Origin of the sequence: Roseinatronobacter sp. NSM (assembly GCF_052379845.1) — a bacterium.
GTDB lineage: Bacteria > Pseudomonadota > Alphaproteobacteria > Rhodobacterales > Rhodobacteraceae > Roseinatronobacter.
In genome coordinates, this window is record NZ_JBQTCF010000004.1 from 124,570 (window position 1) to 150,323 (window position 25,754).

Sequence of the window (25,754 nt, forward strand, 5' to 3'; positions counted from 1 at the left end):
AAGGGGACAGGCGACCATGGCTTTCAAAACGCTTGACGAGGTTGATTTTGCAGGCAAGACAGCATTGGTGCGGGTGGACATCAATGTTCCTGTAAGTGACGGGCGCGTGACAGACGCCACGCGCATTGACCGGATCGTGCCCACCATCACCCATATCACCAATGCTGGCGGCAAGGCCGTGGTGCTGGCACATTTTGGCCGCCCCAAGGGCAAGCCCGTTCCCGAAATGTCGCTGGCGCTGGTGCGCCCCGCACTGGAAGCGGCCCTTGGCGCGCCTGTGGCATTTGCCGACAACTGTATCGGGATTTCCGCCAAGAAAGCCGTGTCCGAATTGCCGGCAGGGGGGGTTTTGTTGCTGGAAAACACCCGTTTCCACGCGGGCGAGGAAGCAAATGACCGCATGCTGGCCGCCGGAATGGCCGCCTTGGGCGATATTTATGTGAACGACGCGTTTTCCGCCGCCCACCGCGCCCATGCGTCCACCGAAGGGCTGGCGCATTTGCTGCCATCCTGCGCGGGCCGCTTGATGGAGGCCGAGTTGAAAGCGCTGGACGCCGCCCTTGGCACGCCCGAACGCCCCGTTGCGGCCATTGTGGGCGGTGCCAAAGTGTCCACCAAGCTGGATTTGCTGTCGAACCTGATTACCCGCGTCGACCATCTGGTGATCGGCGGGGGCATGGCCAATACGTTTCTGGTGGCGCAGGGGCTGGCCATCGGCACATCGCTGGCCGAACGCGACATGGCCGATACGGCGCGCGACATCCTTGCGCAGGCGGATGAAGCGGGCTGCACCATTCACCTGCCCCGCGACATTGTGATCGCGCGCGAATTTGCCGCCGGTGCAGCACATGAAACCCTGCCTGCGGACCAATGCCCCGATGATGCGATGATCCTTGATGCGGGACCGCGAACAGTGGCGGCCATCGGCGCGCTGTTTGCAAGCTGCAAAACGCTGGTCTGGAACGGGCCGTTGGGGGCGTTTGAAATCGCGCCGTTCGATGCGGCAACAAATGCCTGCGCACAAGAAGCCGCACGCCTGACGCGCGAGGGCGCGCTGATTTCGGTTGCGGGCGGCGGTGACACAGTATCGGCCTTGAACAAGGCGGGCGTTGCCGATGCTTTCACCTATATCTCGACGGCGGGCGGCGCGTTTCTGGAATGGATGGAAGGCAAAACCCTTCCCGGCGTGGCGGCACTGGACAGTGAACAAGGGTCAAATAAGGACAAGGAATGGAATATCTGATCTGGGCAGGGGCGCTGATTTCGATCGGGGGAATTGTCGGGCTGGTCTGGTGCATTGTCTATGTGCTGAAATTGCGCAAATCCGGGCTGGATGATGCAGCGATGCGCGCGCGCATGCAACGGGCCGTGATGGTGAATTTTGCGGCGCTTGCAGTGTCGACATTGGGCCTGATGATGGTGGTTCTGGGGGTTTTCCTGGCCTGAGGGGCGCGAAAAGGGGATTCACAACGCCCACCTTGTGTGGCATGATGCCGATATACAGAAGGCAAAAACGCCCCCGTCCCCGAAGCAGGCAGTGCATCGATGAAAAGCCCCCGTCCCGCAATAGGCGCATTCTTCTATTTCGGAACCGCCAGTGTGCTGGCGATCTATTTCACCTTTGCTGCGGTGCAAGGGGCGTTTGGCCTGTTCAACCGCGTTCAGGTCGAAGCCGAAATCGCCGAGTTGCGCCTGCGCCGTGATGCGCTGGCCGTAGAGCTGTCGGAACTGGAGAACCGCACACACCGCTTGTCCGATGATTTTCTGGATCTGGACTTGCTGGACGAACGCGCGCGCGATGTGCTGGGTCTGGTGCGCCCGGATGAAATTGTCATCCGCTGATGGCGCGCAGGGTGCGGCAAATTGGCAAGGGGTTTGTGCTGGATGCTGGCGTGAAGCTGCCCTTCACCCTTGGATGAAGCCCGCGCTGTCGGCGGGCCGGGGTTTGCCGATCCCACATTATAGGAATGCAGTTTATCCCTGCGGCACACTCCTGACTTCAATCGCTTGGCGCGCCTTCAGGTCATCGGCAGGCCGCGGGCCGTCCCGCCGACAGTGCGGGCTTCATCCAAGCGCCAACGTCCGCAAAAGGCCCGCCAAGCGGCACTCTATCTCAATCGGCCAAACCCATCGCAAGGTCAGCCCTCATACCCTTCCACGATAATCAGATCAGCCATTGAACAGGGCGCGCGCAGCGCTTTGGCCGCCTGATACTGCGCACTGTCATAACAGGCGCGTGCAGTCGCCATGTCGGCAAATTCGATCACGACGGTTCTTGCACGGCTGGCCCCTTCAAGCTGGCGCTGTGCCCCGCCGCGAATGATGAATTTTGCGCCGTATTTTTCAAATGCGGCAGCATTTGCGCGGATATATGCAGCATAGGCTTCGGCATCTTTGACATCCACATGGGCAACCCAATAGGCTTTGGGCATTGAAAACCATCCTTTGTTCAAATCATCCGATTGCAGGGCAAGGTAAGTGTCAGTTTTTGCGACAAGTCAAGGTGTCGTTACATTCGGCTTGGTATAGATGAGTCATGATGCAGGGGTGCGACATGGGTGCATATCGGTTGAAAATCCGGGCACGGCGCAACATGTCCCGCACAGACCCCGCATAACAAGGAGGAGGACTAAAACATGATGGACCCGGTGTCGTTCTGGCTGCAGGCCAATCTTTTCTGGATCAAAATGTATCAATCCCAGCAAGATACATATTTGCGCGTTCTGTGCAGCATGGCAAAAGTGCTGCCTCACGAAAGCGCTGCCGATATCGCAGCCGAAGCAGACGCCATGAAGAAAACGCTGAAGCCCGCAACGCGCGCCCCCAAAACCCGCACTGCCCCGCCCAAAGCGGTGGTAAACGCCTGATTTGCGCCAGTATCAGCCCTTCGGGGTTTGCGACAGGTCGGCCAGTATCGGGCAGTTCGGGCTTTGATCGCCGGAACAGGCGTCAATCAGATGGGCAAGTGTCGCGCGCATCTGCTGAAGTTCTGACAATTGCGCATCCACGCGCCGCAAATGTTCGCGCGCAAGGCGTTTGACATCCGCACTGGAACGCGTCTTGTCGTGATACAGGCCCAGAAGCTGGCGGCATTCCTCAACCGAGAAGCCAAGCGCGCGCGCGCGGCGCAGAAATGCAAGCCTGTGCAGGTCTTCTTCACTGAAATCACGATAGCCATTCTCCATGCGTGCCGGCGCAACAAGGCCGATATCTTCATAGAAGCGTATCGTCTTGGGGGGTAATCCTGCCCTGCGTCCTGCTTCTGAAATATTCATCCGTCCCCCTTTTGTTCACTGTGCACCATAGCGGGCATGAACCGTAACCGCAGTGCATTCGATAGCACGAAGACCGAACTTAGCGCCATGGCCCCTGCCGCCAGCATGGGCGACAACAACACACCCATGGCCGGATACAACACCCCCGCCGCCACGGGAATAAGCGCCGTGTTATACGCGAATGCCCAGAACAGGTTCTGGCGGATATTGCGCATGGTGCGGCGCGACACGTCCAGCGCCTGAACCACGCCGCGCGGGTCCCCCGAAGCCAGAACCACATCAGCCGTTTCTACGGCAACATCGGTTCCTGTGCCAATGGCGATACCCACATCCGCTTCGGCCAGCGCGGGGGCGTCGTTGATTCCGTCACCCACGAAGGCCACGCTTCCCCAATCGGCGCGCAGCTTTTCCAACGCCTCGACCTTGCCCTTGGGCAAGACGTCGGCCACGACATGGTCAATGCCCAGATCGCGCGCAATCGCGTCGGCGGTGGGGCGGGCATCACCGGAAATCATGGCCACGCGCAGCCCGCGCGCGTGCAGCGCCGCAACCATCTGGCGCGCGCCTGCCTTGGGCTGGTCGGCCACGGCAATCATGGCCAGAAGCTGGCCGTCACGCGCCAGATACAGCGGTGTGTGGCCCTGCCCCGCCAAGTCAAGCGCCTTGCTGCGCATTTCGCCCGGATCAATGCCTTCCTGCACCATCAGACGATCCGCCCCCAGAAGCACCGCCTGCCCGTCCACCACAGCGCGCACGCCCAGCCCTGTCAGCGATTTGAATTCGGCGATGGCGGGCAGGGTCAGGCCCTTTTCGCGCGCAGCCGCCACAATCGCGCGCCCGATCGGGTGTTCGGACTGCCCCTCCAATGCCGCGGCCAGCGCCAGCGCCTGATCGCTGTCACCAAGGGCGTGCAGCGCGGTCAGCACGGGGCGCCCTTCGGTCAGGGTGCCGGTCTTGTCGAACGCGACGCCCTGAATGCCATCCATCACTTGCAGCGCACTGCCCTTGCGAAACAGAACCCCCAGTTCTGCCGCACGCCCGGTTCCCACCATCACCGATGTGGGCGTGGCCAGCCCCATGGCACAGGGGCACGCGATAATCAGCACCGACACCCCGGCAACAAGCGCGAATGTCAGGTCCGGCCCAAAGGCCAGCCAGACCAGCACCGTCAGCACCGCAAGGGCGATGACCACAGGCACGAAATACATCGTCACCTTGTCGACCAGCGCCTGCACCGGCAGCTTCGCGCCCTGTGCCCCTTCGACCATGCGGATGATCTGCGCCAACACCGTATCAGCGCCAGTGCGGGTAATCGTCATGCGAAACGCGCCCGCCCCGTTGACAGTACCGCCCACAAGCGTGTCGCCCTGCGCTTTGGACACTGGCAGCGGTTCGCCCGTGATCATGGCTTCATCGATCAGCGCCTCGCCCTCGGTCAACGCGCCATCACCGGGGATACGTTCGCCGGGGCGCACCAGCACCACATCGCCGGGGACCAGTTCCGCAGTCGCAATGTCCATTTCCGCCCCGTCGCGCAAAACGCGGGCGGTTTTGGGCTGCATGCCCACCAGCCGCGCGATGGCCGCGCCCGTGCGCCCCTTGGCGCGCGCTTCCAGCCAGCGGCCCAGCAAGATCAGCGTGACAATCACTGCCGCCGCTTCGAAATAGACCGCGCGCGTGCCATCGGGCAACATTGCCGGCGCAAATGTTGCAATGACCGAAAACACCCATGCGGCTGCGGTGCCCACAGCAACAAGGCTGTTCATATCCGGCGCGCCGCGCCACAGCGCAGGCAGACCCCGCCGGAAGAACACCCGCCCCGGACCGGCCAGAACCACCGTCGTCAGCACGAATTGCACCACCCACAACACCTGCATCCCAAAGGTGTGATGCAACCAATGGTGAAAGGGCGGATAGGCATGCCCCCCCATTTCAAGCACAAAAACCGGCAGCGTCAGCACCGCCGCAATCAGGAATTTCAGGCGCATCTGCGCGGCTTCCATCTTCTGGCGTTCGCGCGGGTCCGGCCCGTCTGCAGCGCTGTCTGTCACCACGCGCGCATCATATCCGGCCTTTTGCACCAGATGGACCAGCGCGTTCGGGTCGCCCTGCCCCGCTGGCACGTCCACTGTGGCGCGCCCTGTGGTCAGGTTGACACTTGCGCGCAGCACCGCAGGGTCAGCCGCAAGCGCGCGTTCAACACGCGCAACACACGAAGCGCAGGTCATATTGTCCAGTTCCAGATCAATCTGGGACACGCGCATGGGGTATCCGGCCTTGCGCAGGGTGTTTTGCACATCCTGCAGCGCCACATCCGCACCCATCTGGACCGACGCCTGCGCCAGCGCCAGATTGACGCTGGCATCGTGAACCCCCTCAATGGCGTTCAGCGCCGTTTCGGCACGCCGCACACAGCCAGCGCAAGACAAACCATCAAGATGGAAAGAACGGGTCATCGTGGCGGTATCAGGCATCTGGCGCTCCAACAGGCAAGGTCTTTGCACCAGCAGATGGGCCTTCCAGTAGATGGAGGGTCAACCCCCATATCCCGTAAACCCGCAAAAAAAACCGCTATGTCAGGCTTAGGGCTGCGTTTGCGCCTGCGTTTGCGCAAGCTTGGCCGCGATGCTGGCCTTGGCGGCATCCACGGCTTGCGCAATGCTCATTTCCGTGGTGTCCAGAATCACCGCATCACTGGCAGGGCGCAACGGGGCATCGGTGCGCCCCATATCGCGCGTGTCGCGGTCGCGCACCTGCCGCAGCACCTCGTCATAGCTTGCCGCCCCTTCGCCCGCTTCCAGCCAGCGGCGGCGCGCGCGTGTTTGGGCATCGGCGGTGACAAACAGCTTCACCTCGGCCCATGGACATATGACCGTGCCAATATCGCGCCCGTCCAGAACGGCCCCGCCATCGCGGCGCGCGAAATCGCGCTGAAAGGCCACAAGGGCCGCGCGAACCTGCGGTATGACGGCAACCCGGCTTGCCGCTTCGCCCGCCTGCAGACTGCGCAGGTCATCGCGCGCCAGATCATCAGGTGTCAGCCCTTGCGCGGCCAGAACGGGGTTGCCGCCCTTTGCGCCGACGGCGCGATACAGCAGGCCGGTATCCAGATGGGCAAACCCGAATTCGCGTGCCACCGCGCGGCTGATGGTGCCCTTGCCTGCCGCTGCGGGGCCGTCAATGGCGACTGTGAATTTCATCATCCCCTCCGTCGGGTTCGGTCCTGTCACGTTCAGACCTGTCTTGCCTGTATTGTCACGCAACTGCAACGGTGAAGCGAATTTTTCGCGCAGCAGAACGGGCCCCATGGAAAGCCAGCCAAACCCCACTATGTGAAAGGCAACGCCACCAGCGGCGATTCCGTGAACGAAAGCCCCAAGCACATGCCCTTATTCCGTAAATTCATCGCCCCCCTGACAGTCGCAGCGCTTGGCCTTGGCGCGCTGCCCGGTTTTGCGCAGGACCGCGCACTGGCATTTTCGCTGACAGGCGGGGTTGCAACTGCGCCAGACTATTTCGGTGCAGGGCGCAACAGTATTTCACCGGGCGGATCATTCGGATTTACCGGACTGCGCTTTGGGCGCGTGCAGCTTGGCGACCCTGACGGCCCGGCACAATTTGCCCCCGGAACCGGCGCGCGCGGCGCGCTTCGCTACATTCCCAAACGCAAGGGCGAAAAGGAACTGGCGGGGCTGAATGATGTGAAAGCCTCGCTTGAAATTGGCGCAGGGCTGCATCACACGGCGGAATTCTGGCAGGTTTTCGCGGATCTGCGCTATGGCGTGATCGGGCACAAGGCCATTGCCGGTGAATTGGGCGCGAATGCCATCTATCGCGGGGCGGATGGTCTGGTCGTGCATGCTGGCCCGCGCGCAAGCTTTGGAAATACGCGCTTCGCGCGCAGTTATTTCGGCGTCACCGCCGCAGAAGCAGCCGCATCGGGGCTGGCGGCCTATACGCCGTCCGGCGGGATTCATTCAATCGGGATGGAACTGGGCGTTTACCAGCCCCTGAATGAGGATTGGGGCATTACCGGCACAGTGCGCTATGACCGCTTGCGCGGGGACGCTGCCGCATCGCCCATCGTGCGACAGGGCAGCCGTGACCAGATGGGCGCGTCCATCGGGGTGACGCGGCATTTCAACTTCCGGTTCTGAAACCCATGCGGATTGCGCGCGGCTGACAGTGGCAATTGCCCCGACCGGGCGCTAGGTTCAGGGCAAATGCAACCGAATCGGAGTGCGCATGTCCAGCCCAACCCCAAACCCTGTTACTGGCCCGCTGTCGCCGGAGTTTGTTCCCTTTGATATTGACGCCATTGCCGCCCATAGCGGCCATGTGGTTGTGTTTGCCGATGCAAATTCCGGCCTGCCACGCGCGGCGCGCCGTATCGACAAACTGACGCGCGGCGCCGTGTCGCGCGCTGTGGCCAGTGCCGATTTCGCGGCACTGGAACAGGGCGGCGCGCTGACGCTGAACTGGCCCACAGGCCTTCAGGCTGCGCGGGTGCAGGTTGTCCGTCTGGCCAGCCGCGCCGACAGGGCCAGCCTGCGCAAGGCCGGGCTGAGCATTGGCAAGGCGCTGGGCAAATCGCCCGCGCTGATCTGTGCAGATGCGACTGCCCTGCCCGACATGCTGCAAGCAGTTGCGCTGCGCGCCTATCAGTATCAGGCGCAGAAATCCGACCCCAAACCGGATTTCGGCCCTGTTACGGTCATGCTGCGCGACATGGACAAGGCGGCCAAGTGCGCCGATGCGCTGGCGCTGGCGCGCGCGGTGCACCTGACACGCGATCTGGTGAATGCGCCCGCCAATGTGCTGACCACAACCAGCTTTGCCACCCGGATCAGTGACATGCAGGCCCTTGGGCTGAAGGTCGAGATACTGGAAGAAGACGATTTGCACCGCCTTGGGTTGCGCGCCATGCTGGCCGTGGGTCAAGGGTCTGACAGCCCGTCAAAACTGGCCATCCTGCACTGGCAAGGGGCGCAAGGGGCGCCGCTGGCCATTGTCGGCAAAGGCGTGATGTTCGACACAGGCGGGGTTTCCATAAAACCCGCCGTCGGCATGGAAGAGATGACCATGGACATGGGCGGCGCGGCCGTCACAGTGGGGCTGATGCAGGCGCTGGCCGAACGCAAGGCGCGTGCCAATGTCGTGGGTCTGGTCGGATTGGTGGAAAACATGCCCGATGGCCGCGCCCAACGCCCCGGCGATGTGGTGCGGTCCATGAAAGGCGACATGATCGAGGTGATCAACACTGATGCTGAAGGGCGCATGGTGCTGGCCGATGTGCTTTGGTATGCGCAAGACCGCTTCGCCCCGCGCGCCGTGATTGACCTTGCGACATTGACAGGGGCCATCATCATCGCGCTGGGCCATGACAAGGCGGGCGTGTTTTCCAACAACGACGCGCTGGCCAATGCGTTTTTGAAAGCGGCGGATCACGTCGGCGAAGGGGCGTGGCGCATGCCGCTGGGCGCGGGCTATGACAAGCTGATTACGTCACGCATCGCGGATGTGAAGAATTCCGGCGGGCGGCCTGCGGGCTCCATCACTGCCGCGCAGTTTTTGCAACGCTTCATCAAACCTGACACCCCTTGGGTGCATCTGGACATAGCCGGTGTGGCGCTGACCAAAACCGACAGTGCGCATGCCCCCAAAGGGGCGTCAGGCTGGGGCGTGCTGGCGCTGGACGCGCTGATCCGCGCGGAATTCGAGGATGGCTGAACATGGGCAAGGTCATGTTCTACCATCTGACGCGCAATCCGCTGGAAGTGACCGCGCATATGCTGCTGGACCGCGCCTATCAGACGGGATGGCGCGTGACCGTGCGCGGGCGCGACCCGGACATTCTGGCGCGGCTGGATGACACGCTTTGGCTGGGCAACAAGGCCAGCTTTCTGCCCCATGGGCTGGCCGGCGGGGCGCATGACGCCGATCAACCCATTTTGCTGACGAATGATCACGACTGCCCCAATGCCCCCGCCTGCCTGATGGTCATCGACATGGCCGATATGGCCCCGACAGATGCCGACGCGCTGGAACGGATATGGGTGTTGTTTGACGGCAATGACGCAGCCGCACTGGCGCATGCGCGCGGGCAATGGAAAGCGGTGACCGCCGCCGGGGTGCTGGCCGAATACTGGTCCGAAGACAGTGGCCGCTGGCAGATGAAGGCGCAATCGGGCAAATGATGGTCAATCCCGCCTGCGGTTCATTTTGAGTATTTTTTGCAAGATGAAGTCAAATGCGGTTTCCGTCTGTGTCTGTGCGGGCTAGAAGGCAGGAAAAATAACGCAAGTTTGAAAGGCGCAAGGGCATGATCCTTTATCCGGCGATTGATCTGAAAGACGGGCAATGTGTGCGGCTGTATAAGGGCGCGATGGATCAGGCGACAGTGTTCAATGATGACCCTGCCGCGCAGGCGCGCGCTTTTGTGGCGCAGGGGGCGGAGTGGTTGCATCTGGTGGATTTGAACGGCGCTTTTGCCGGTGCCCCCGTGAATGCGCCTGCCGTGGAGGCGATTTTGGCCGCTGTGGATGTTCCCTGCCAGTTGGGCGGCGGCATCCGGGATATGGCCACGATTGAGATGTGGCTGCAAAAAGGGCTGCGCCGGGTGATTTTGGGCACAGTCGCGGTGGAAAACCCCGATCTGGTGCGGCAGGCGGCGGCGGCGTTTCCGGGGCAAGTGGCCGTGGGCATTGACGCGCGCGAGGGGCGTGTGGCCACCAAGGGCTGGGCCACGGAAACGGATGTGATGGTCACGGATCTGGCCCGCCAGTTCGAGGATGCGGGTGTTGCGGCCATCATCTATACGGATATCAACCGTGACGGGGCCATGCAGGGGCCGAATGTGGCCGCGACGGCCGCACTTGCACAGGCAACGGGCATTCCTGTGATTGCGTCAGGTGGCGTGTCGCGGCTGGAAGACCTGATTGCGCTGCGCGACTGTGGCGCGGCCCTGGACGGGGCCATTTCGGGGCGCGCGCTGTATGATGGCAAGCTGGATCTGGCGCAGGCTTTGGCGGCGCTGAAGGGATAAGCGCTTCAGGGTTCGGGCGGCAGGTGGCAGGCCGCTTCGCGCCGCGCAGGCGGCACAAGCGCCAGGCCCGGCCCGGCCAGAAATGCGCGCACGCGGTCAGGATCGCGCCGCGACAGGTCGCGCAGCCACCCTGCAATCGCGTTCTGGATGGCGATGTCGCGCTCGGGCACAAGCTGCGCGGCCCAGTCCAGCACCTGTTCGCGCAGCGCCATGTCAGCGGGTTTGGGATGCGGCAACCGCGCCCATGGCAGGGTCATGACCAAGGCCGCGCGGCGCGTCCACATATTCGGGGCTGTGATCCACTGCGCAAGCTGTTCCAGCCGGGCGGGATGCGCCTGAAGCCGCTTGCCGCCCGCGATTGCCACATGATCGGCCACGGCGCGGGTGTCACATTGCTGTGCCCAAGCGGCAATCACCCCCCATGCGGCACTGTCATTGGGGCGCATTCGGGCCTGTGTCAGCAGTTTCGCAGCGAGGATGCGCGCTTCATAAACGCCACTGGCCCAAAGCGCCCCGGCCATGTCGCAGCGCGCGGGCAGGTCATGGTCGCGGCGCAAATCGCGTGCCAGAACGTCCAGAGCCTGTGCAGGGAGGCCCAGATGGGTGGCCCCGTGTTCCGGTGTGGCGGTGTTTGACATTGCGTATAACTGCGCGAGGAGCGGGGTCATTCCACAGTCACCGATTTGGCCAGATTGCGCGGCTGGTCCACATCCGTGCCCAGATGCAAGGCTGTATGATAGGCGATAAGCTGGGCGGGCACGGCGTAAACAAGCGGCGCGATCAGTTCGGGCACAGCGGGCATTTGCACGCTGCGCGGCACAGCGCCCGCCGCAGCCAGCCCCTGCACGTCAGAGATGAGCAGGACTTGCCCCTGCCGGGCCATCACCTCATGCATGTTGGAAATTGTCTTTTCAAACAGCGCATCATGGCGGGCAAAGACAATGACGGGCAAATCTTCGTCAATCAGCGCGATGGGCCCGTGTTTCAGCTCGCCCGCCGCATAAGCTTCGGCGTGTATGTAGCTGATTTCTTTTAATTTCAAGGCCCCCTCAAGCGCAATGGGATACATGACCCCGCGCCCCAGAAACAGCACATCGCGCGCCTTGGACAGGGATTCGGTGATGCGGCGGATCTCCTCCTCGCGGTCAAGGGCCTGCGCGATGAAGCCGGGCGCGCTGCGCAATTGCGCCACAAGATCAGCATGTTGTGCAGCGTCGATATGCCCGCGCACCACCCCTGCCTGAAGCGCCAGAAGCGCCAGAACCTGCAATTGCGCGGTAAATGCCTTGGTGGAGGCCACGCCGATTTCCGGCCCCGCATGAATGGGCAGGGCAATGTCACTTTCGCGCGCGATGGAGGATGTGGGCACATTCACCACTGACACCACCTGCGCAACACGCCCCTGCACATGGCGCAATGCGGCCAATGTGTCGGCGGTTTCGCCCGACTGGCTGACAAACAGCGCCAGATTATCCGGCCCCAAAACCGGGTCGCGGTAGCGGAATTCAGACGCGATATCCAGTTCCACGGACAGGCCTGCGTATTTCTCGAACCAGTATTTTGCCACCTGACAGGCATAAAACGCCGTGCCACAGGCCACCATGATCAGCCGGTCGGCACGCGCGAATTTCAGCGTATCGGGCAGGGTCACGCCGGCAGGCCCGCAATATTGTTCCAGCGCCGCTTGCAGTATGGCGGGTTGTTCGGCCATTTCCTTGGCCATGAAATGGCGGTGGCCGGATTTGTCCACGCGCGCGGCATCGACATTGATGCGCTGGATGCGGCGGTTGGTCTGGCGGTCTTGCGCGTCGAAGATCTGCGCACCCGCCCGCGTAATAACCGCCCAATCCCCGTCTTCCAGATAGGTGATGCGGTCCGTCATGGGGGCCAGCGCAATCGCGTCCGAGCCAAGGAACATTTCCCCGTCCCCGTGCCCGATGGCCAGGGGCGAGCCGCGACGCGCGCCAATCATCAGGTCATCTTCGCCCGCAAACAGGAACGCCAGCGCAAACGCCCCTTCCAGCCGTTCCAGCGTGGCGCGCGCGGCCTGAACGGGGGTCATGCCCTGTTCCAGATGGCGGCTTGTCAGGTGGACAATGGTTTCCGTGTCGGTTTCGCTGCTGAATTGCGCGCCCGATGCGGCCAGTTCGTCGCGCAGCGCGCGAAAATTTTCAATGATGCCATTATGGACAACTGCCACACGCCCCGCCTGATGGGGGTGGGCGTTTTCCACCGTGGGGGTGCCATGCGTGGCCCAGCGGGTATGACCAATGCCCGACCGCCCCGGAAGCGCGTCATGGACCATGACATCGGACAGGTTGATCAGCTTGCCCACTGCGCGGCGCCGGTCCAGATGGCCACGATTGACCGTTGCAATGCCCGCGCTGTCATAGCCGCGATATTCCAGCCGTTTCAATGCATCCAGAATCAGGGGCGACACTTCATGATTGCCCAGAACACCAACAATACCACACATTACATTTATCCTTTTGCTTTGGCCGCTTTGGCCGTGCGCAACTTGTCCATCAGGCGCTTGCCCAGACCGGGCCTGGTGTCCTGCCGCGCGCGCCCCAGTGCAAGCGCGCCATCGGGCACATCACTGGTAATCACCGATCCCGACCCCGTCATCGCCTGCGCCCCCACAGCCACAGGCGCCACCAGCATGGTGTTCGAGCCAATAAACGCCCCTTCGCCAATACGGGTGTGATGCTTGAACACCCCGTCGTAATTGCATGTGATCGTGCCTGCGCCCAAATTGGCGCGCGCGCCGATATGCGCATCGCCCACATAACTCAGGTGGTTGACTTTCGCGCCTTCGTCCAGTGTGGCATTCTTGATTTCAACGAAATTGCCGACGCGCACATCCTCGGCCAGTTCTGCGCCCGGACGCAGCCGCGCATAGGGGCCGACCACTGCGCCGCGGCTGACATGCGCGCCTTCCAGATGGCTGAACGCGCGGATTGTCGCGCCCCCTTCAACACTGACACCAGGGCCGAACACGACATAGGGTTCGATGATGCTGTCGCAGCCAATAACAGTGTCCTGCGCGAAAATCACCGTGTCAGGGGCCTGCATCGCCACGCCGTTTTCCAGCGCCGCCGCGCGCGCACGCGCCTGAAACGCCGCTTCCGCTGCGGCCAGTTCGGCACGGGTATTGATGCCCAATGTCTCGGATTGCGGGCAGATGACGACACCGGCGGACAGGCCCTGTGCTCGCGCAAGCGCCACAATGTCCGTCAGGTAGTATTCCTGTGCGGCGTTCTTATTGCCAACCTGCGCAACAAGGTCGAAAAGCTGCGCGCGACTTGTACATATAACCCCGCTATTACATAAGGTTATGGCGCGTTCTTCCTGCGTTGCATCCTTGAATTCGACAATGCGTTCCAGCGCATCCCCCGCCGTGACCAGCCGCCCATAGCGCGCGGGATCTGCGGCATTGAAGCCCAACACAACCACATCATGGCTGGCGCGTGCAGCGCGCAGGGCCTGCAGCGTTTCCTCGCTTATGAAGGGGGTGTCGCCATACAGGACAACCACATCCCCCGCCACATCAGCCAGGGCCGCACGCGCCTGCGCCACGGCATGCGCGGTGCCCAGCTGCTGGTCTTGCGACACGATCTGCGCGCGCTCATCCTCGGCCAGCACCACATCGGCCACCTGCGCGCCACCATGGCCCACCACGACCACAACGCGCGCAGGTTCCAGCGTGCGGGCGGCACGCATGGCGTGAACCACCAGCGGCACTTGCGCCAACGGGTGCAGCACTTTTGGCAGCTCCGACATCATGCGACTGCCCTGCCCGGCAGCAAGAATAATCAAGGAAACCGACATGCTGCCCACCTTTTTTCTGTCTTTTTTCTGAACGCGGTTTTGCCCCAGATACGCAACAAGGCGCAAGGCGCGCAAGCTTCACTTCTGATTTCAATCTGAAACAGGGACAAATCAGCCCGCAAAATTCTTAATTTGACAGAAATCAACGTCCTGCGCGAAGCTGCATGCCAAAGTGACACCGCGCAACAGGATAAGGAAGGACATAACGATGTATGGCAGAATACTTGTCGCAGTCGATCTGGAACATTTGAATCAGGCCAAAGCGCTGATCGCGCGCGCGCAAACCCTGCTGGATGCGGGGGGTGAATTGCGGCTTGTTCATGTGCTGGAAGAAGTGCCCAGCTTCATTGCCGCGCAATTGCCGCGCGACACCCAGGACCGCCGACGCGCCGAAGCGATGGTGGAACTCAAGGCACTGACCGACCCTGCGGCGGGGGTGCGTGTTGTCGAGGATGTGCGCCTTGGGGCGGCATCGGGGCAAATCATGCAAGCCGCCGAAGACTGCAACGCAGACCTTATCATGATCGCCAGCCACAAACCCGGCCTAAGCGATTATTTCATCGGCTCCACTGCGGCACGCGTGGTGCGCCATGCAACCTGTTCCGTGCTTATTCAACGCTAAGATCAACACAAGGAAACCTGACACATGTATACTTCCATCGTTATTGCTGCGGCGCTGTTCAACGAAGGGGCCACCACCCGCGCGGCACTGGACAAGGCGCGCAAGCTTTTGTCAGCGGGGGGCAAGGTCACGCTGGTTCACGTCATTGACGAAATTCCCGGCTATGTCGCAGCGGCCATCCCGCAATCGCAAATTTCCGCCCGTCGCAAGGATGTCGAGGACCAGCTTGCCGCCATTGCTGCCGAATTTTCCGACATCACCGTCGAGGCCGTCATTCGGCAAGGCCAGCCGTCAGCGTCAATTCTGGGCTGCGCGCAAGAAGCGAATGCCGATCTGATCATGATTGCCAGCCACAAGCCGGGGTTAAGTGACTATTTCATCGGCTCCACCGCCGCGCGCATTGTGCGCCATGCGCAAGTGTCGGTTCTGGTCACGCGCTAAGCCCCCCAGCCCCGCGCATTCTGTCACGGATGCGCGGGGTTTGCTTTGCATGGCGTGCTGTGTCATCCTTGCCCAAACCACCGGACCGGGAGGAAACGCATGTATAATTCCATCGTTGTTGCAGTTGCCTTGTTCAATCAAGGCGCAACCAGCCGCAGCCTGATTGAGAAGGCAAACGCGCTTGTGGGGGCGGGCGGGTCCATCACACTGGTGCATGTCATGGATGAAATCCCCGCCTATCTGACCGCTGCCGTGTCCAAGGACCAGCTTCTGAACCACCGCAAGGCCATTCGCGCACAGCTTGAATCGCTGGCCACGCGCGCCAAGGCCAAGAATGTGGATATCGATCTGCGCGGCGGGCGCCCTTCGGAAAATATTCTGAAATGCGCGCGCGAATGCAACGCAGACCTGATCATGATTGCCAGCCACAAACCGGGCATGAGCGATTATTTCATCGGCTCCACAGCCGCGCGGGTTGTGCGGCATTCATCCGTTTCGGTTCTGGTTGAACGCTGACGCTTTTTTCCGCCATATGCCGCGATCCGGCCTTTCCTATTGCGCATAAGCCGTTATCTGATGTGCAGAATACAGGAGGCGGCACATGTCAGATGCGTTGGTAATTTTCACGCCCTCGGGCAAACGGGGGCGTTTTGCTTTGGGCACGCCGGTTCTGACGGCCGCGCGTCAATTGGGCGTCGATCTGGATTCGGTCTGCGGCGGGCGCGGCATATGTTCCAAATGCCAGGTGTCGCCGGGTTACGGTGAATTTTCCAAGCATGGTGTGACCGTTGCCAGTGACGCCTTGTCAGACTGGAACGCGGTTGAACAACGCTATCATGACAAGCGCGGACTGAAGGACGGGCGGCGGCTGGGCTGTCAGGCGCAGATCATGGGTGATGTGGTCATTGATGTGCCCGCCGAAAGTCAGGTGCACCGGCAGGTTGTGCGCAAGGCCGCCAGCGCGCGCCCCATCACCATGGACCCGGCCACACGCCTGTATCTGGTGGAGGTGGCAGAACCTGACATGCATGAACCCACGGGCGATTTCGAACGCCTGGCGCAAGCGCTGCGCGAGCAGTGGCAGATTGACGCCATCACCGCCCCGCTGGAGGTGCTGCGCAAGCTGCAGCCTGCCCTGCGGCAGGGGGGCTGGCAGGTGACCGTTGCCCTGCACAAGGACCACCGCGCAGGGCCGCACCGCGTGCTGGACATCTGGCCGGGCCTGTATGAAGGCGGGCTATACGGGTTGGCTGTTGACCTTGGGTCCACCACGATTGCCGCGCATCTGTGCGACCTGCGCACCGGCGACGTGGTGACATCTTCAGGGATCATGAACCCGCAAATCCGCTTTGGTGAAGATCTGATGAGCCGCGTCAGCTATGCCATGATGAACCCCGGTGGCGATGTGGAAATGACACGCACAGTGCGCGAAGGCATGAACACCCTGTTTGACGCCATCGCGCAGGAAGCGGGTATAACCGCGCGCGAAATCATGGAAGCGGTGGTGGTGTGCAACCCTGTCATGCATCATCTGTTTCTGGGCATTGATCCGGTGGAACTGGGGCAGGCCCCTTTTGCGCTGGCCACGTCCGGGTCGCTGTCGCTGGACGCGCGCGAATTGGATTTGCACGCCATGAACCCTGCCGCGCGCACCTATCTGCTGCCCTGCATCGCGGGGCATGTGGGCGCGGACGCCGCCGCAGTTGCCCTAGCTGAAAGCCCCGAGATGTCGGATGATCTGGTTCTGGTGGTCGATGTGGGCACCAATGCCGAAATCCTGCTGGGCGACAAGCGGCGCGTTCTGGCCTGTTCATCCCCCACGGGGCCAGCATTTGAAGGGGCGCAAATATCCTCTGGCCAGCGCGCCGCCCCCGGCGCGATCGAGGCCATTCGCATTGACCCGGCCACGCATGAGCCGCGCTTTCGTGTCATCGGGTGCGACTTGTGGTCGGATGACCCCGGCTTTGCCGCCGCCACGGCCGCAACTGGCGTGACGGGGATTTGCGGGTCCGGCATTATTGAAGCGGTGGCCGAAATGCGCATGGCGGGGCTGGTGGACAAGTCTGGCCTGATCGGGTCTGCAGAGCAGACCGGCACCTGGCGCTGCCAGCCCGAAGGGCGCACACATGCCTATCTTATCCATGATGCCAGCGCCACAGGCGGGCCGCGTATTACCGTGACCCAGGGCGACATTCGCGCCATCCAGCTTGCGAAATCCGCGCTTTATGCGGGGGCGCGGCTGTTGATGGATGAAATCGGCACCGACCATGTGGACCGCGTGGTTCTGGCCGGTGCGTTTGGTGCCCATATCAGCCCCAAACACGCCATGGTTCTGGGCATGATCCCCGACGCGCTTCTGGCCAATGTGACCAGCGCAGGCAATGCCGCAGGCCACGGCGCGCGCATTGCGCTGTGCAGTGCCAGCGCCCGCGCCGCGATTGAAGGAACAGTGGGGCGCATCCATAAGGTCGAAACCGCGATCGAGCCGCGCTTTCAGGAACATTTCGTCAATGCCAGCGCCCTGCCCCATGCGGTGGACATGTTCCCCGAACTGGGGCGTATCGTCACCTTGCCTGATGTCAGCTTCAACACCGGCGGGGGCGAAGGGGATGGCGGACGCCGCAGGCGCAAACGCGCCTGAAGCCAGACGCACCGGCCCATAACAAAAAGCCCGGATGCAAGGCATCCGGGCTTTTCTTGCAAGGATCGAACCGGATCAGTTGCCGGTCAGTTCGCGCAGACGGTCTGCAACCTGCTGCAACAATTCGGGGTTTTCGCCCGCAGCTTGCAACAAGCTTTCGATGGCGGCACGGTCCGCCAGCCCCAGCCCGGCAGCATCGATGCGCGCACGAATGGCCTCAATCGACAGGTCAAGCCCCAACTCCTGCGTCTCAACAGCTTCATCAATCGCATCAGCTGTTGTTTCGGCTGCGTCCTGCGACAGGTCTTGTGCGGCATCATCGACGGCGGCTTCGACATTTTCCGCATCAGTGCCCGCATCTGTGCCCGCATCGGCGCCCGTGTCACCGATAATGTCTTCCACAACATCTTCGACGCTTGGCGCTTCAGTAGCAACATCCCCTTCAATGGCTTGATTGACAGTTTCCGCAGCTTCGTCCGCAACCTCGTCCATCAGGTCCTGAACACTCGGTTCTTCCGCAGCGACGGGCGCTTCGGCTTCGGCAACGGGGTCTTCCGCAGCACTTGGCGCTTCGGGTTCGGCAACGGGTGCGGGGTCCTCAACCTGTTCGATCGGGTCTTCCGCGACCAGTTCGGGTTCTGGTGCGGGAACAGGCTGTGCGGTTTCGCGCGACTGAACCCCCAACCAGATGGCCACCGCAACTGCGGCAGCGGCGATAATAATCAACACTGTCTTGTTCATGAAGAACATCCTTTACCATGACATCAAACTGGCGTCGGCTTATCACAGAGATTGCTGCACTTGCAAAGTGCCGATCTGCGGGTTTTGGAAAACAAGCGTGTTACTGCGCAAATCTGTGAATCTTCGCGCTTGAATCACATCCCTTGCGGCTTTATCCTGCGTCACCAACGAAATGTCAGAAGGAATCTTACCATAGCCCGCAGACCGCATAATGCCCCGCCGCAACGCGACACTGGCCCACGCGTGAATGACCGCATCCGCGCGCCGGAAATTCGCCTTATCGGGGCCGAAGGTGAAAATCTTGGGGTTGTCAAACCCTCTCAGGCAATGATGCTGGCCGAAGAGGCTGGCTTGGATCTTGTCGAAATCTCGCCCAATGCGACCCCGCCGGTCTGCAAGATCATGGATTTCGGCAAGTATAAATATGAACTCCAGAAACGCGAAGCCGAAGCGCGCAAGAAGCAACACATCATTGAAATCAAGGAAGTCAAATTCCGCCCCAATACCGACACGCATGATTATGATGTGAAGATGCGCAATGTCATCCGCTTTCTGGAAGGTGGCGACAAGGTGAAAGTAACCTTGCGGTTCCGTGGGCGCGAAATGGCGCATCAGAATATCGGGTCGGAACTGCTGCACCGCGTTGCAGGCGATATCGAGGAAATTGGCAAGGTCGAAAGCATGCCCAAGATGGAAGGGCGGCAGATGATCATGATGATCTCGCCCCGCTGACAGGATCGATATTGTTGCGAACAATGGCCCGCTGCAATCTGTGGCGGGCTTTTTTTTACTGTGGGTTGGTCTGGCCTGTAGGGGACGTTGGGAATGCCCCAAGGCGCGGAATCAAGGGCGCAGCCCGCCGCGCCATCGGCGGGCCGTCCCGCGGCCCGCCGATACTTCTCGTGGCGCGCCAAGCCTTGAAAGTCGGAGTAGGCCGCCTGCATAAAGTGAACCCCTAAACCGTCGGATCGGCAGACCCCGTCCCGCCGACAGCGCGGGCTTAGTCCAAAGGCGAAGGGCAGCTTCAGGCCAAAATTGTACGCGCCTGCACGGGTTCAACACGTCGCACATTGCGGCCACTCAGACCGCAAGTTCCGGGGCCTGCTGCGCCAAAGCCTGCGCAATTGCGGGTTCCAGCGCGGGCGGCGCAGTGTTCAGCATGAACCCAAGCGTCAGATACATGCCCACAGTCGCCATCAGATCCAGCGCACCCTGCTTGCCCACAAGGGCCACCACATCCTGCAACAATGCAGGATCAAGGCGCTTGGTGTCCACCAGCGCATCCACCGCCCCGGCAAGCCGCGCATCTTCCGCCTGCAGTGCGCCCACCGGCCCGCGCAGGGCTGCAATGCGCCCTTTGTCCAGCCCTGCGGCCAGCGCGCGCACAACATGCTGGTTCCATTCATAGGCACAGCCCAACCGATGCGCGAGCCGCAGAATAACCACCTCGGCGCGGATTGGGCCAAGCGCTGTCTCATGCACGATATGGGTGCGCAGCCCTGTCCATGCCCGCAACAGCGCGGGATGATGGGCCATCATCCGGTAGACATTCAACTGCCCGGCGAACCCGCCTTGCATATCGTCCAGCGCGCGGGGCCAGTCCTCATCGCATAGCGGCGCAAAATCCGGCCCGCTCATGCTGCCAGCGCGGCCTTGACCGCATCGGACAGGCGCTGTGTCACCTGCGCCAGATCATCGCGTGTCACAATGAAGGGGGGGGCAATCAGCACATGATCGCCTTGCACCCCGTCAATCGTGCCGCCCATAGGATAGACCATAAGCCCGCGGTCCATGGCTTCACGCTTGATATGGGCATGAAGCTTGCGCGCGGGGTCAAACGGCGCTTTGGTGTCGGGGTCCGCCACAAGTTCGATCGCCTGAAACAGCCCGCGTCCGCGAATATCGCCAACATGCGGGTGCTGCCCGAAGGCAGAATGCAGGTTTTCGTGCAGTACCGCGCCCATATCGCGCACATTGGCCAGCAGATTGTCGCGCGCAATCACCTGTTGCACCGCCAGACCAGCGGCGGCGGCCATGGGGTGGCCCATATAGGTGTGGCCGTGCTGGAAAAAGCCCGATCCGTTTGCGAAAGCGTCGTAAATCTTGCGGCTTAGCAATGTGGCCCCGATGGGCTGATAGCCGCCGCCAAGCCCCTTGGCGATGGTCAGCAGGTCTGGCGCAATGCCGTCATGGTCGCACGCATACAAGCTGCCGGTGCGCCCCATGCCGCACATCACTTCGTCAAGGATCAACAACACCCCGTAACGGTCGCAAATTGCACGGATATGTTTGAAGTAATCGCCCACTGCAGGCACCGCGCCCGCCGTCGCGCCCACCACGGGTTCGGCAATGAACGCGGCAACTGTATCGGGGCCAAGCTCCAGTATTTTTGCCTCCAACTCGCCCGCGGCGCGCAAGGCATACTCGGCATCCGTTTCACCGGCGCGCTGTTCGCGGTAGGCAAAACAGGGTGCTATGTGATGCGCCTCCATCAACAGCGGCTTGAACTGCGCGCGGCGCCATTCATTGCCCCCCGCCGCCAGCGCGCCCAGCGTGTTGCCATGATAGCTTTGACGCCGCGCAATGATGTGGCGGCGCTGCGGCTGGCCGGTTTCGGTGAAATACTGGCGCGCCATTTTCAACGCGGCCTCCACAGCTTCGGACCCGCCCGACACCAGATAGGCATGGCTTAACCCTTCGGGGGCGCTGGCAATCAGCGTATCGGCCAGGTCTTCGGCCACATCGGTGGTGAAAAACCCGGTATGCGCATAGGCCAGCCGGTCCAGTTGCGCATGCAACGCAGCCAGCACATCAGGGTGCGCATGCCCCAGACAGGACACTGCCGCCCCGCCCGACGCATCTATATAGTGTTTGCCCGCAGCATCGGTAAAATGAATTCCCGCAGCAGAAACCGCCCTGCGCGGGGGGGTATGGATGGCGCGGTGCAACAAACGTGTCATGGGATAGCCTTGTCAGTTCGGATCATGGAAAAACGTGTTCAGCGTGGCAAGATGGCGGTCCAGCCCGTCAAGATGGTCCAGCGTTGCAGCATCATCCCCACAGGCCACCAGCGCGGCCAGCGTGTCTGCCAGAACAAAGGCAGGTGTCATGGCGTGCAGAAATGATGAACTGGCTGTCGGCACAACCAGCGCAATATCCCCTGCCCCCACAAGCGGCGAAAACGGGCTGTCAGTCACCGCGATAATGCGCAGCCCGCGCGCGCGGGCCTGTTCGGTCGCATCCACCACAGCGCGGGTATAGGGTTTCACGCAACACACAAACAAGGCATCATTGCCACCCGCGCGCAAAAGCGGATCAAACCCTGTGCCGCCCGTCATGTCCAGCAATCGCATGCGGTCATCCACCAGCGACAGCACATAGTAGAAATGCCACGCCACCGCATGGCTGGACCGCTGCCCAAGGCAGAAAATGCGGGCGGATTTCGACAATTGATGCGCCGCCCCTTCCAGTGCGGCCAGCAGGTCCGCATTGGCCAGGCCGGAAACCTGCGCCGCCGTGTGGGCGATCATCGCATCGGCAGTTCCGGCCGCTGTGCTGGCATCCAGCTTCAGGCGCCGCTGGGCCTGCCCGCTTAACCCGTCGCCGATGTCGCGCAAAATATCGGCATGCTGCGCGCGCAATTCGTCAAACCCTTCATACCCCAACGCCTGCGCAAGCCGCGTCATGGACGCAGGCTGCACACCGGCGCGCCGCGCCTGTTCGCGCATTGACAACAGCGCTACATCGCGGGGGTTATCGACCACCCATTGCGCGGCGCGGCGCAGCTGGCCGGGCAAACTGGACAGGCGGCTGGCAATACGGGACTGGATTCGCTGCATGGGCATGATGGCGCCAGAGTGCCAGATTTGGCGCGTCATTGCAACATTCATTTCTATTTTTGTAACACTTGTATCACGTGACACCCAGACTCGTGCCGCCCCCCGATTACAGCGCCACCCCGCGCGCGGGGAACATGTCACCGGGCGCGTCAAATGCTGTGCCCACAGCCAGCACGCACATACGGCCATCCGGCAGGGTCAGGGTCAGCGTCCATTCGGCGCTGTCCGGGGCCGAAAACAGTTCCATGACCGCGCGCCCCGTCAGCCCGATGGCGCGGCGCGATTGCGCGGTGTCGGCCAGACGGGCCAGAATATCCGCGCGCGGGGCGCAGGATAGGGCCTGCGCCTGCACTGGCGCGGCCAAAAGCATGACGCAACCTGCAAGGAGTTTTGATTTCAGACACATGACACCGACCTTTCGCATGGGGTATTCAGCAAGCCATCAGTGTGCCACGCGCTTGCGCAAAACTGGTGAACAGGGCGAACGCCCCTGTCGGGCCACGACAACATTGCTTTCGCCGCAGCGCGGCAAAACAGGGCTTGCCAAATGTGACCAGAAATGATGTGTTGCGCGCAATTTTATTGCGAGGAGAGACTCATGGACACGCGCCCCTTCCGTTCGGTTCTGTATATCCCCGGTTCAAAGGAACGGGCGCTGGAGAAAGCCACCGGCCTGGCCACAGATGCCATTATTTTTGATCTGGAAGACGCAGTGGCCATTGACGAAAAAGCCAATGCGCGCACCCTGCTGGCTGAAAAGCTGGGTGCTCTGGACTATGGCACGCGCGCGAAACTGGTGCGGATCAACGCGCTATCCACGCAATGGGGCGCGGAGGATCTGGACGTGATTGCCACGGCAAGGCCCGAAGCGATCCTGCTGCCCAAAGTGGACAGCGCCGCCCATGTTGAAGCGCTGGCCCGGCTGCTGGATGCCCGGCCCGAGACTGCCGATACCCGCATCTGGGCCATGATCGAATCGCCCCTTGGGGTGCTGAACGCGCAGGCCATCGCGCAATCCCCGCGCATGGCGGGATTTGTCATGGGAACCAATGATCTGGCCAAGGATATGGGCTGCCGGTTCCGCGCGGACCGCCTGCCGCTGCTGACAGCGCTGCAACTGCCCCTGATGGCCGCCAAGGCCGCGGGCATTGTGGCGGTGGACGGGGTTTACAATGCCTTCAAGGATGATGACGGGCTGCGCGCCGAATGCATGCAGGGCCGCGACATGGGGTTTGATGGCAAGACGCTGATCCACCCCGCGCAACTGGACATCGCCAATCAGGTCTTTGCCCCGTCAGACGCGGAAATTGACCTTGCGCGCCGCCAGATTGCCGCATTCGACGCGGCCACGGCAAAAGGCGAAGGTGTGGCGGTCGTGGATGGTAAGATCGTCGAAAACCTGCATATTGTCAGCGCACAGCAAATCCTTGCGAAGGCAAAAGCCATCGCATCAATGACGGAGTAGCCACAATGGGAACCATCCTTCTGATCCTTGGCGTCGCCCTTTGGGCTGGCGCGCATCTGTTCAAGCGACTGGCCCCGAAGCGGCGCGCGGACATGGGCGACAAGGGCAAGGGGGCGGTCACATTGGCGCTGCTGGCGTCCATCGTTGTGATGACCATCGGCTACCGCATGGCAGACCCGGTCTGGCTGTGGGTGGCGCCGCCATGGATGACGCATCTGAACAATTTGCTGGTGTTTCTGGGCTTCTATCTGTTCGCGGTGTCGGGGTTGCAGACCAACCTGCACCGGCGCATCCGTCACCCGCAATTGTCGGGGTTCAAGGCCTGGGCACTGGCGCATCTGCTGGTCGTGGGCACGCTTCAGGGGGTAATCCTGTTTGGCGGCCTGCTGGCCTGGGCGGTGGTGTCGGTCATCATGATCAACCGGGCCAACCGCGATTGGACACGCCCGCCCGAAGCTGCGATGTGGAAAGAAGGCGTGGCCCTGGTGGGCGCGCTGTTTGCACTGCTGGTGGTGGGCCAGATACATGGCTGGCTTGGCCCCTGGCCTTTTGGAGGATAAATGATGCGCGCTTACAGATTGCTGACTGCAGAAGATACCCCGGCCTTTTGCCACAAGGTGACCGAGGCCCTGTCAAAGGGGTGGGAGCTCTACGGATCGCCCGCCTATGCGCATGACCCCGCCACGGGGAGCATGCGTTGCGCACAGGCTGTCATCAAGGATGTGGACGGCCCGTATGACCCTGACGTGCGGTTGGGCAGTCTGTGATGTGACGGGCATTGCCGCAAAAAGATGAGTATTTCTGGCAAGATGAAGAGGGCAGGATGAGCAAGACCAGTGCGGGGCGTTTTTTCGAGGATTACCGGGTCGGGCAGGTGATTGAGCATGCTGTGCCGCGCACTGTGGGGACCGGGGAGCGCGCGCTGTATCATGCGCTGTATCCGGCGCGCGGCGCGCTGTATTCATCGGATGAGTTTGCCCGCGCCTGTGGGCTGCCTGCCAGCCCTGTGGATGACCTGATTGCGTTTCATATCGTGTTCGGAAAATCGGTGCCCGATATCAGCCTGAATGCTGTGGCCAATCTGGGCTATGCGGGGGGGCGGTTCCTGCGCCCTGTCTATCCGGGCGATACGCTGCAAAGCCGCTCAGAAGTGATTGGGTTGAAGCAGAATTCCAATGGCACATCGGGGGTGGTCTATGTGCGCACGCAAGGGCGCAACCAGCGCGGCGAGGTGGTGCTGGACTATGTGCGCTGGGTGATGGTGCGCAAGCGCGACCTGGATGCGCCGGCCCCCGAGACTGTTGTGCCCGATTTGCCGCCGGTGGTTGACCCGCAGGATCTGGTTGTGCCTGAAGGGCTGGATTTCACCCGCTATGATTTCGCGGCTGCAGGCGAGGTCCATCGCTGGGGCGACTATTCAGTGGGCGAACGGATAGACCATGTTGATGGGGTGACCCTTGAAGAGGCTGAGCATATGCTGGCCACGCGTCTGTGGCAAAACACCGCCAAGGTGCATTTTGACGCCACATTCCGCCCTGATGGCAAACGCCTGATCTATGGCGGGCATGTCATTTCACTGGCGCGCGCGCTGTCGTTTAACGGGCTGGCCAATGGGCAGATGATCGCGGCCATCAATGGCGGCGCGCATGCCAACCCGTGTTTTGCGGGCGACACGCTGCGCGCATGGTCCGAGGTTCTGGACCGCGCCGACACCCCTGCCCCCGGTGTTGGCGCGCTGCGGTTGCGGCTTGTGGCTACCAAGGGCGCAGCGGGGGTGTTGCGCGGGGAGCACGGGAAATACCACCCTGATGTGTTGCTGGATCTGGACTACTGGGTTTTGATGCCGCAGTAGCG

At 62.0% G+C, this 25,754-nt stretch carries 29 protein-coding genes; 17 read left to right on the top strand and 12 right to left on the bottom strand.

Translation table 11 applies throughout. From position 1 onward, the window contains the following. The first annotated feature begins 16 nt into the window (after positions 1–16). The 3 genes from ACTZWY_RS03695 to ACTZWY_RS03705 all read left to right on the top strand — a co-directional run bounded on the left by ACTZWY_RS03695 (position 17) and on the right by ACTZWY_RS03705 (position 1,842). Positions 17–1,243, top strand: coding sequence for a phosphoglycerate kinase (locus ACTZWY_RS03695; RefSeq protein WP_444789329.1), 1,227 nt, complete (start codon positions 17–19; stop codon positions 1,241–1,243). Then, positions 1,231–1,446, top strand: coding sequence for a hypothetical protein (locus tag ACTZWY_RS03700; RefSeq protein ID WP_444789330.1), 216 nt, complete (start codon positions 1,231–1,233; stop codon positions 1,444–1,446). Before ACTZWY_RS03695 ends, ACTZWY_RS03700 begins: the two co-directional genes overlap by 13 nt. A gap of 99 nt (positions 1,447–1,545) precedes the next feature. Then, the gene (locus ACTZWY_RS03705; RefSeq protein ID WP_444789331.1) at positions 1,546–1,842 is read left to right on the top strand and encodes an FtsB family cell division protein; all 297 of its coding nucleotides are present in this window, start codon (positions 1,546–1,548) and stop codon (positions 1,840–1,842) included. Between the two features lie 296 nt (positions 1,843–2,138). On the opposite strand, the gene ACTZWY_RS03710 is transcribed toward ACTZWY_RS03705, so the two are convergent. Beyond that, positions 2,139–2,432 (bottom strand): DUF1330 domain-containing protein, encoded by a 294-nt coding sequence (locus ACTZWY_RS03710; protein WP_444789332.1) that lies wholly within the window; start codon positions 2,430–2,432, stop codon positions 2,139–2,141. A 204-nt stretch (positions 2,433–2,636) separates the two neighbouring features. On the opposite strand from ACTZWY_RS03710, the gene ACTZWY_RS03715 reads away from it, so the two are divergent. Continuing rightward, a complete protein-coding gene (locus tag ACTZWY_RS03715; protein ID WP_444789333.1) occupies positions 2,637–2,867 on the top strand; it encodes a hypothetical protein in 231 nt (76 codons plus the stop codon). 12 nt (positions 2,868–2,879) lie between these two features. Here ACTZWY_RS03715 and cueR read toward each other — a convergent pair whose 3' ends face one another. The 3 genes from cueR to ACTZWY_RS03730 all read right to left on the bottom strand — a co-directional run bounded on the left by cueR (position 2,880) and on the right by ACTZWY_RS03730 (position 6,475). Beyond that, positions 2,880–3,275: a Cu(I)-responsive transcriptional regulator gene (cueR, locus tag ACTZWY_RS03720; RefSeq protein ID WP_444789334.1), complete on the bottom strand. Its 396-nt coding sequence runs from the start codon at positions 3,273–3,275 to the stop codon at positions 2,880–2,882. Then, positions 3,272–5,749 (bottom strand): heavy metal translocating P-type ATPase, encoded by a 2,478-nt coding sequence (locus ACTZWY_RS03725; protein ID WP_444789335.1) that lies wholly within the window; start codon positions 5,747–5,749, stop codon positions 3,272–3,274. The genes cueR and ACTZWY_RS03725 overlap by 4 nt, the downstream gene beginning before the upstream one ends. Before the next feature lie 108 nt (positions 5,750–5,857). After that, a complete protein-coding gene (locus tag ACTZWY_RS03730; protein ID WP_444789336.1) occupies positions 5,858–6,475 on the bottom strand; it encodes a (d)CMP kinase in 618 nt (205 codons plus the stop codon). 183 nt (positions 6,476–6,658) lie between these two features. Here ACTZWY_RS03730 and ACTZWY_RS03735 point away from each other — a divergent pair, with 183 nt between their 5' ends. From ACTZWY_RS03735 to hisA, 4 genes are all read left to right on the top strand, one after another. Beyond that, the gene (locus tag ACTZWY_RS03735; protein WP_444789337.1) at positions 6,659–7,432 is read left to right on the top strand and encodes a MipA/OmpV family protein; all 774 of its coding nucleotides are present in this window, start codon (positions 6,659–6,661) and stop codon (positions 7,430–7,432) included. Between the two features lie 88 nt (positions 7,433–7,520). Further along, complete coding sequence (locus ACTZWY_RS03740) at positions 7,521–9,005, top strand: leucyl aminopeptidase (RefSeq protein ID WP_444789338.1); 1,485 nt, start codon at positions 7,521–7,523, stop codon at positions 9,003–9,005. Positions 9,006–9,007: 2 nt separating this feature from the next. Continuing rightward, positions 9,008–9,472: a DNA polymerase III subunit chi gene (locus tag ACTZWY_RS03745; protein WP_444789339.1), complete on the top strand. Its 465-nt coding sequence runs from the start codon at positions 9,008–9,010 to the stop codon at positions 9,470–9,472. Between the two features lie 125 nt (positions 9,473–9,597). Beyond that, a complete protein-coding gene (gene hisA / locus ACTZWY_RS03750) occupies positions 9,598–10,320 on the top strand; it encodes a 1-(5-phosphoribosyl)-5-[(5-phosphoribosylamino)methylideneamino]imidazole-4-carboxamide isomerase (RefSeq protein ID WP_444789340.1) in 723 nt (240 codons plus the stop codon). Between the two features lie 5 nt (positions 10,321–10,325). Here the strand turns inward: hisA and ACTZWY_RS03755 are convergent, their stop codons facing one another. From ACTZWY_RS03755 to glmU, 3 genes are read right to left on the bottom strand one after another with little or no spacing between them, the layout of a single operon-like run. Further along, a complete protein-coding gene (locus ACTZWY_RS03755) occupies positions 10,326–10,988 on the bottom strand; it encodes a DNA alkylation repair protein (protein WP_444789341.1) in 663 nt (220 codons plus the stop codon). Next, the gene (gene glmS, locus ACTZWY_RS03760; RefSeq protein WP_444789342.1) at positions 10,985–12,796 is read right to left on the bottom strand and encodes a glutamine--fructose-6-phosphate transaminase (isomerizing); all 1,812 of its coding nucleotides are present in this window, start codon (positions 12,794–12,796) and stop codon (positions 10,985–10,987) included. The genes ACTZWY_RS03755 and glmS overlap by 4 nt, the downstream gene beginning before the upstream one ends. A 5-nt stretch (positions 12,797–12,801) precedes the next feature. Continuing rightward, on the bottom strand, positions 12,802–14,151 hold the full coding sequence (gene glmU / locus ACTZWY_RS03765) for a bifunctional UDP-N-acetylglucosamine diphosphorylase/glucosamine-1-phosphate N-acetyltransferase GlmU (RefSeq protein ID WP_444789343.1): 1,350 nt from the start codon (positions 14,149–14,151) through the stop codon (positions 12,802–12,804). A 208-nt stretch (positions 14,152–14,359) separates the two neighbouring features. Between glmU and ACTZWY_RS03770 the strand changes: the two genes are divergently transcribed. From ACTZWY_RS03770 to ACTZWY_RS03785, 4 genes are all read left to right on the top strand, one after another. Then, the gene (locus tag ACTZWY_RS03770) at positions 14,360–14,773 is read left to right on the top strand and encodes a universal stress protein (protein ID WP_444789344.1); all 414 of its coding nucleotides are present in this window, start codon (positions 14,360–14,362) and stop codon (positions 14,771–14,773) included. A 24-nt stretch (positions 14,774–14,797) separates the two neighbouring features. Next, on the top strand, positions 14,798–15,214 hold the full coding sequence (locus ACTZWY_RS03775) for a universal stress protein (RefSeq protein WP_444789345.1): 417 nt from the start codon (positions 14,798–14,800) through the stop codon (positions 15,212–15,214). A gap of 99 nt (positions 15,215–15,313) precedes the next feature. Beyond that, entirely contained in the window at positions 15,314–15,730 is a 417-nt protein-coding gene (locus tag ACTZWY_RS03780) for a universal stress protein (RefSeq protein WP_444789346.1), read from the top strand. Positions 15,731–15,815: 85 nt separating this feature from the next. Next, complete coding sequence (locus ACTZWY_RS03785; protein WP_444789347.1) at positions 15,816–17,855, top strand: ASKHA domain-containing protein; 2,040 nt, start codon at positions 15,816–15,818, stop codon at positions 17,853–17,855. 75 nt (positions 17,856–17,930) lie between these two features. Here ACTZWY_RS03785 and ACTZWY_RS03790 read toward each other — a convergent pair whose 3' ends face one another. Then, positions 17,931–18,596, bottom strand: coding sequence for a hypothetical protein (locus tag ACTZWY_RS03790; RefSeq protein WP_444789348.1), 666 nt, complete (start codon positions 18,594–18,596; stop codon positions 17,931–17,933). Positions 18,597–18,839: 243 nt separating this feature from the next. Here ACTZWY_RS03790 and infC point away from each other — a divergent pair, with 243 nt between their 5' ends. Beyond that, the gene (gene infC, locus ACTZWY_RS03795) at positions 18,840–19,328 is read left to right on the top strand and encodes a translation initiation factor IF-3 (RefSeq protein WP_444789349.1); all 489 of its coding nucleotides are present in this window, start codon (positions 18,840–18,842) and stop codon (positions 19,326–19,328) included. A 348-nt stretch (positions 19,329–19,676) separates the two neighbouring features. On the opposite strand, the gene ACTZWY_RS03800 is transcribed toward infC, so the two are convergent. The 4 genes from ACTZWY_RS03800 to ACTZWY_RS03815 form a co-directional block, all read right to left on the bottom strand. Then, a complete protein-coding gene (locus tag ACTZWY_RS03800; protein WP_444789350.1) occupies positions 19,677–20,234 on the bottom strand; it encodes a carboxymuconolactone decarboxylase family protein in 558 nt (185 codons plus the stop codon). After that, complete coding sequence (locus tag ACTZWY_RS03805; protein WP_444789351.1) at positions 20,231–21,556, bottom strand: aspartate aminotransferase family protein; 1,326 nt, start codon at positions 21,554–21,556, stop codon at positions 20,231–20,233. Before ACTZWY_RS03805 ends, ACTZWY_RS03800 begins: the two co-directional genes overlap by 4 nt. Before the next feature lie 12 nt (positions 21,557–21,568). Next, complete coding sequence (locus ACTZWY_RS03810) at positions 21,569–22,474, bottom strand: MurR/RpiR family transcriptional regulator (protein WP_444789352.1); 906 nt, start codon at positions 22,472–22,474, stop codon at positions 21,569–21,571. Positions 22,475–22,541: 67 nt separating this feature from the next. Continuing rightward, entirely contained in the window at positions 22,542–22,805 is a 264-nt protein-coding gene (locus tag ACTZWY_RS03815) for a hypothetical protein (RefSeq protein ID WP_444789353.1), read from the bottom strand. Between the two features lie 228 nt (positions 22,806–23,033). Between ACTZWY_RS03815 and ACTZWY_RS03820 the strand changes: the two genes are divergently transcribed. Genes ACTZWY_RS03820 through ACTZWY_RS03835 form a run of 4 tightly spaced genes read left to right on the top strand, consistent with a single transcriptional unit; the run spans position 23,034 to position 25,752 of the window. Beyond that, the gene (locus ACTZWY_RS03820; protein ID WP_444789354.1) at positions 23,034–23,900 is read left to right on the top strand and encodes an HpcH/HpaI aldolase/citrate lyase family protein; all 867 of its coding nucleotides are present in this window, start codon (positions 23,034–23,036) and stop codon (positions 23,898–23,900) included. Positions 23,901–23,905: 5 nt separating this feature from the next. Continuing rightward, positions 23,906–24,460, top strand: coding sequence for an NnrU family protein (locus tag ACTZWY_RS03825; RefSeq protein WP_444789355.1), 555 nt, complete (start codon positions 23,906–23,908; stop codon positions 24,458–24,460). 3 nt (positions 24,461–24,463) lie between these two features. Then, on the top strand, positions 24,464–24,667 hold the full coding sequence (locus tag ACTZWY_RS03830) for a DUF1737 domain-containing protein (RefSeq protein ID WP_444789356.1): 204 nt from the start codon (positions 24,464–24,466) through the stop codon (positions 24,665–24,667). Positions 24,668–24,723: 56 nt separating this feature from the next. Then, complete coding sequence (locus ACTZWY_RS03835) at positions 24,724–25,752, top strand: MaoC family dehydratase (RefSeq protein WP_444789357.1); 1,029 nt, start codon at positions 24,724–24,726, stop codon at positions 25,750–25,752. Positions 25,753–25,754 lie beyond the last annotated feature (2 nt).

Coding starts and splice junctions, on each gene's coding strand:
- ACTZWY_RS03695 (WP_444789329.1), top strand. CDS start 17: ATGGCTTTCAAAACGCTTGACGAGGTTGATTTTGCAGGCAAGACAGCA.
- ACTZWY_RS03700 (WP_444789330.1), top strand. CDS start 1,231: ATGGAATATCTGATCTGGGCAGGGGCGCTGATTTCGATCGGGGGAATT.
- ACTZWY_RS03705 (WP_444789331.1), top strand. CDS start 1,546: ATGAAAAGCCCCCGTCCCGCAATAGGCGCATTCTTCTATTTCGGAACC.
- ACTZWY_RS03710 (WP_444789332.1), bottom strand. CDS start 2,432: ATGCCCAAAGCCTATTGGGTTGCCCATGTGGATGTCAAAGATGCCGAA.
- ACTZWY_RS03715 (WP_444789333.1), top strand. CDS start 2,637: ATGATGGACCCGGTGTCGTTCTGGCTGCAGGCCAATCTTTTCTGGATC.
- cueR (WP_444789334.1), bottom strand. CDS start 3,275: ATGAATATTTCAGAAGCAGGACGCAGGGCAGGATTACCCCCCAAGACG.
- ACTZWY_RS03725 (WP_444789335.1), bottom strand. CDS start 5,749: ATGCCTGATACCGCCACGATGACCCGTTCTTTCCATCTTGATGGTTTG.
- ACTZWY_RS03730 (WP_444789336.1), bottom strand. CDS start 6,475: ATGAAATTCACAGTCGCCATTGACGGCCCCGCAGCGGCAGGCAAGGGC.
- ACTZWY_RS03735 (WP_444789337.1), top strand. CDS start 6,659: ATGCCCTTATTCCGTAAATTCATCGCCCCCCTGACAGTCGCAGCGCTT.
- ACTZWY_RS03740 (WP_444789338.1), top strand. CDS start 7,521: ATGTCCAGCCCAACCCCAAACCCTGTTACTGGCCCGCTGTCGCCGGAG.
- ACTZWY_RS03745 (WP_444789339.1), top strand. CDS start 9,008: ATGGGCAAGGTCATGTTCTACCATCTGACGCGCAATCCGCTGGAAGTG.
- hisA (WP_444789340.1), top strand. CDS start 9,598: ATGATCCTTTATCCGGCGATTGATCTGAAAGACGGGCAATGTGTGCGG.
- ACTZWY_RS03755 (WP_444789341.1), bottom strand. CDS start 10,988: ATGACCCCGCTCCTCGCGCAGTTATACGCAATGTCAAACACCGCCACA.
- glmS (WP_444789342.1), bottom strand. CDS start 12,796: ATGTGTGGTATTGTTGGTGTTCTGGGCAATCATGAAGTGTCGCCCCTG.
- glmU (WP_444789343.1), bottom strand. CDS start 14,151: ATGTCGGTTTCCTTGATTATTCTTGCTGCCGGGCAGGGCAGTCGCATG.
- ACTZWY_RS03770 (WP_444789344.1), top strand. CDS start 14,360: ATGTATGGCAGAATACTTGTCGCAGTCGATCTGGAACATTTGAATCAG.
- ACTZWY_RS03775 (WP_444789345.1), top strand. CDS start 14,798: ATGTATACTTCCATCGTTATTGCTGCGGCGCTGTTCAACGAAGGGGCC.
- ACTZWY_RS03780 (WP_444789346.1), top strand. CDS start 15,314: ATGTATAATTCCATCGTTGTTGCAGTTGCCTTGTTCAATCAAGGCGCA.
- ACTZWY_RS03785 (WP_444789347.1), top strand. CDS start 15,816: ATGTCAGATGCGTTGGTAATTTTCACGCCCTCGGGCAAACGGGGGCGT.
- ACTZWY_RS03790 (WP_444789348.1), bottom strand. CDS start 18,596: ATGAACAAGACAGTGTTGATTATTATCGCCGCTGCCGCAGTTGCGGTG.
- ACTZWY_RS03800 (WP_444789350.1), bottom strand. CDS start 20,234: ATGAGCGGGCCGGATTTTGCGCCGCTATGCGATGAGGACTGGCCCCGC.
- ACTZWY_RS03805 (WP_444789351.1), bottom strand. CDS start 21,556: ATGACACGTTTGTTGCACCGCGCCATCCATACCCCCCCGCGCAGGGCG.
- ACTZWY_RS03810 (WP_444789352.1), bottom strand. CDS start 22,474: ATGACGCGCCAAATCTGGCACTCTGGCGCCATCATGCCCATGCAGCGA.
- ACTZWY_RS03815 (WP_444789353.1), bottom strand. CDS start 22,805: ATGCTTTTGGCCGCGCCAGTGCAGGCGCAGGCCCTATCCTGCGCCCCG.
- ACTZWY_RS03820 (WP_444789354.1), top strand. CDS start 23,034: ATGGACACGCGCCCCTTCCGTTCGGTTCTGTATATCCCCGGTTCAAAG.
- ACTZWY_RS03825 (WP_444789355.1), top strand. CDS start 23,906: ATGGGAACCATCCTTCTGATCCTTGGCGTCGCCCTTTGGGCTGGCGCG.
- ACTZWY_RS03830 (WP_444789356.1), top strand. CDS start 24,464: ATGCGCGCTTACAGATTGCTGACTGCAGAAGATACCCCGGCCTTTTGC.
- ACTZWY_RS03835 (WP_444789357.1), top strand. CDS start 24,724: ATGAGCAAGACCAGTGCGGGGCGTTTTTTCGAGGATTACCGGGTCGGG.